Origin of the sequence: Methylobacterium persicinum, assembly GCF_022179525.1 — a bacterium.
GTDB classification, from domain to species: Bacteria; Pseudomonadota; Alphaproteobacteria; order Rhizobiales; family Beijerinckiaceae; genus Methylobacterium; species Methylobacterium persicinum.
The window spans coordinates 1-2258 of sequence record NZ_BPQX01000090.1 but is presented as its reverse complement, the minus strand read 5'-3'; the positions used below and the strand labels follow the sequence as shown (position 1 = coordinate 2258).

The window sequence follows — 2258 nt, the reverse complement described above, 5'->3', positions numbered from 1 at the left end:
CCGGCCGCAGTTCTACTTCCGGACGACGGACGTGACGGGCGTGGTGACGCTTCCCGAGGGCACCGAGATGGTGATGCCGGGCGACAACGTGACCATGGACGTGGTGCTGATCGTGCCGGTGGCCATGGAAGAGAAGCTGCGCTTCGCCATCCGCGAAGGCGGTCGCACCGTCGGCGCCGGTGTCGTCGCCGCCATCAACGACTGATTAGGTCGCAACAGAACCTGAAGGGAGCGGCGGGGATCCGCCTCCCCGTCCTCCCTCTCAAGGCCCAAAGGTCATGAACGGTCAAAACATTCGCATCCGCCTTAAGGCGTTCGATCACCGCATCCTCGATGCCTCGACCCGCAAGATCGTCTCGACGGCGAAGCGCACCGGCGCGCAGATCCGGGGCCCGATCCCCCTGCCGACGCATATCGCGCGCTTCACCGTCAACCGCTCGCCGCATATCGACAAGAAGTCGCGCGAGCAGTTCGAGATGCGCACGCACAAGCGTGTCCTCGACATCGTCGATCCGACTCCCCAGACCGTGGACGCGCTGATGAAGCTCGACCTCGCTGCGGGTGTCGACGTGGAGATCAAGCTCTAAGTCCCGCTGGGATCTTAGAGCTTACCGTTTCACCGCGCGAGGGGAGACACCTATGCGCTCAGGGGTCATCGCACAGAAGGTCGGCATGACCCGCGTCTTTACGGACGCGGGGGAGCATGTGCCGGTCACCGTGCTCAAGGTCGATCAGTGCCAGGTGGTTGCCCACCGCACGATGGAAAAGAACGGCTACGTTGCGCTGCAGGTCGGCGTCGGCAAGGCCAAGGTCAAGAACGTCTCCGCCGCCGAGCGTGGCCGCTTCTCGGTTGCCAAGGTGGAGCCGAAGAAGAAGCTCGCCGAGTTCCGCGTGTCCGAGGACGCGCTGATCCCGGTCGGCGCCGAGATCACGGCCGATCACTTCATCCCGGGTCAGTTCGTCGATGTGACGGGCACGACCACGGGTAAGGGCTTCGCCGGCGGTATGAAGCGCTGGAACTTCGGCGGTCTGCGCGCCACCCACGGCGTGTCGATCTCGCACCGTTCGATCGGTTCGACCGGTGGCCGTCAGGATCCGGGCAAGACCTTCAAGAACAAAAAGATGCCGGGCCATCTCGGCGTTGAGCGGGTTACGACCCAGAACCTGCGCGTCGTGCGCACCGATCCCGAGCGGGGCCTGATCCTGGTCGAGGGTGCGGTGCCGGGCGTGGCCGGTGGCTGGATCCAGATCCGCGATGCGGTGAAGCGCAAGCTCCCCGCCGACGTTCCGCTGCCGGGCAAGTTCCGTGAGAACGGTTCCTCCGCCCCGGCCACCGAGGCCCCTGCGGCTGAGGAGACCGCGTGATGAAGCTCGATGTCACCACCCTCGACGGAGCCGGTGCCGGCTCGGTCGACCTCAACGAAGAGATCTTCGGTCTGGAGCCCCGGGCCGACCTTCTGCAGCGTATGGTTCGCTGGCAGCTTGCCAAGCGGCGTGCCGGCACCCATGCCGTGCAAAACCGCTCGGACGTGAACCGGACCCGCAAGAAGCTCTACAAGCAGAAGGGCACCGGTAACGCCCGTCACGGCGCGGCCTCCGCTCCGCAGTTCCGCGGTGGTGGTCGGGCGTTCGGTCCGGTCGTGCGCGACCACAGCCACGATCTTCCCAAGAAGGTCCGGGCTCTCGCCCTGCGTCACGCCCTGTCCTCGAAGGCCAAGGCCGAGACTTTGATTGTCGTCGACGACATCAAGGTCGACAACCACAAGACGAAGGGCCTCCTAGAGACCTTCGGCAAGATGGGTCTGTCGAATGCGCTGATCATCGGCGGTGCCGAGGTCGACGTGAATTTCGGCCGCGCCGCCCGTGCCATCCCGCAGATCGACGTGCTGCCCGTGCAGGGCATCAACGTCTACGACATCCTGCGCCGCGAGAAGCTCGTGCTCACCAAGGCGGCGGTCGACGCGCTGGAGGAGCGCTTCAAATGAGTGCTGATCCGCGCCACTACGACATCATCGTCTCCCCGGTCATCACCGAGAAGGCGACGAATCTCACCGAACAGAACAAGGTCGTCTTCCGGGTTGCCCCGAAGGCCACCAAGCCGCAGATCAAGGAAGCGGTCGAGAAGCTGTTCGACGTCAAGGTGACGGGCGTGAATACGCTCATCACCAAGGGCAAGAAGAAGGTTTTCCGCGGGCTTCGCGGCCAGCGTTCGGATGTGAAGAAAGCGATCGTGTGGCCTTCGGCCAGGGTCACGATCG

Annotated in this window: 5 protein-coding genes; all 5 read left to right on the top strand. The window is 64.7% G+C overall.

Annotated features, from left to right (window positions below; translation table 11 throughout):
- Positions 1-205: EF-Tu C-terminal domain-related protein (locus MFF22_RS24570; protein ID WP_505744226.1), on the top strand; the 205-nt coding region annotated here is incomplete at its 5' end.
- A 73-nt stretch (positions 206-278) separates the two neighbouring features.
- Positions 279-587, top strand: a complete 309-nt coding sequence (gene rpsJ / locus MFF22_RS24565; protein ID WP_238253392.1) for a 30S ribosomal protein S10 — start codon at positions 279-281, stop codon at positions 585-587.
- A 52-nt stretch (positions 588-639) separates the two neighbouring features.
- Positions 640-1365 carry a 50S ribosomal protein L3 gene (rplC, locus tag MFF22_RS24560; RefSeq protein ID WP_238253391.1) on the top strand — a complete coding sequence of 242 codons (726 nt, stop codon included), beginning with the start codon at positions 640-642 and terminating at the stop codon, positions 1363-1365.
- Positions 1365-1985 (top strand): 50S ribosomal protein L4, encoded by a 621-nt coding sequence (gene rplD, locus MFF22_RS24555; protein WP_238253390.1) that lies wholly within the window; start codon positions 1365-1367, stop codon positions 1983-1985. Before rplC ends, rplD begins: the two co-directional genes overlap by 1 nt.
- On the top strand, positions 1982-2258 hold a 277-nt coding region (locus MFF22_RS24550; RefSeq protein WP_238253389.1), incomplete at its 3' end, for a 50S ribosomal protein L23. The genes rplD and MFF22_RS24550, both read left to right, overlap by 4 nt.

Coding starts and splice junctions, on each gene's coding strand:
- rplD (WP_238253390.1), top strand. CDS start 1,365: ATGAAGCTCGATGTCACCACCCTCGACGGAGCCGGTGCCGGCTCGGTC.
- rpsJ (WP_238253392.1), top strand. CDS start 279: ATGAACGGTCAAAACATTCGCATCCGCCTTAAGGCGTTCGATCACCGC.
- rplC (WP_238253391.1), top strand. CDS start 640: ATGCGCTCAGGGGTCATCGCACAGAAGGTCGGCATGACCCGCGTCTTT.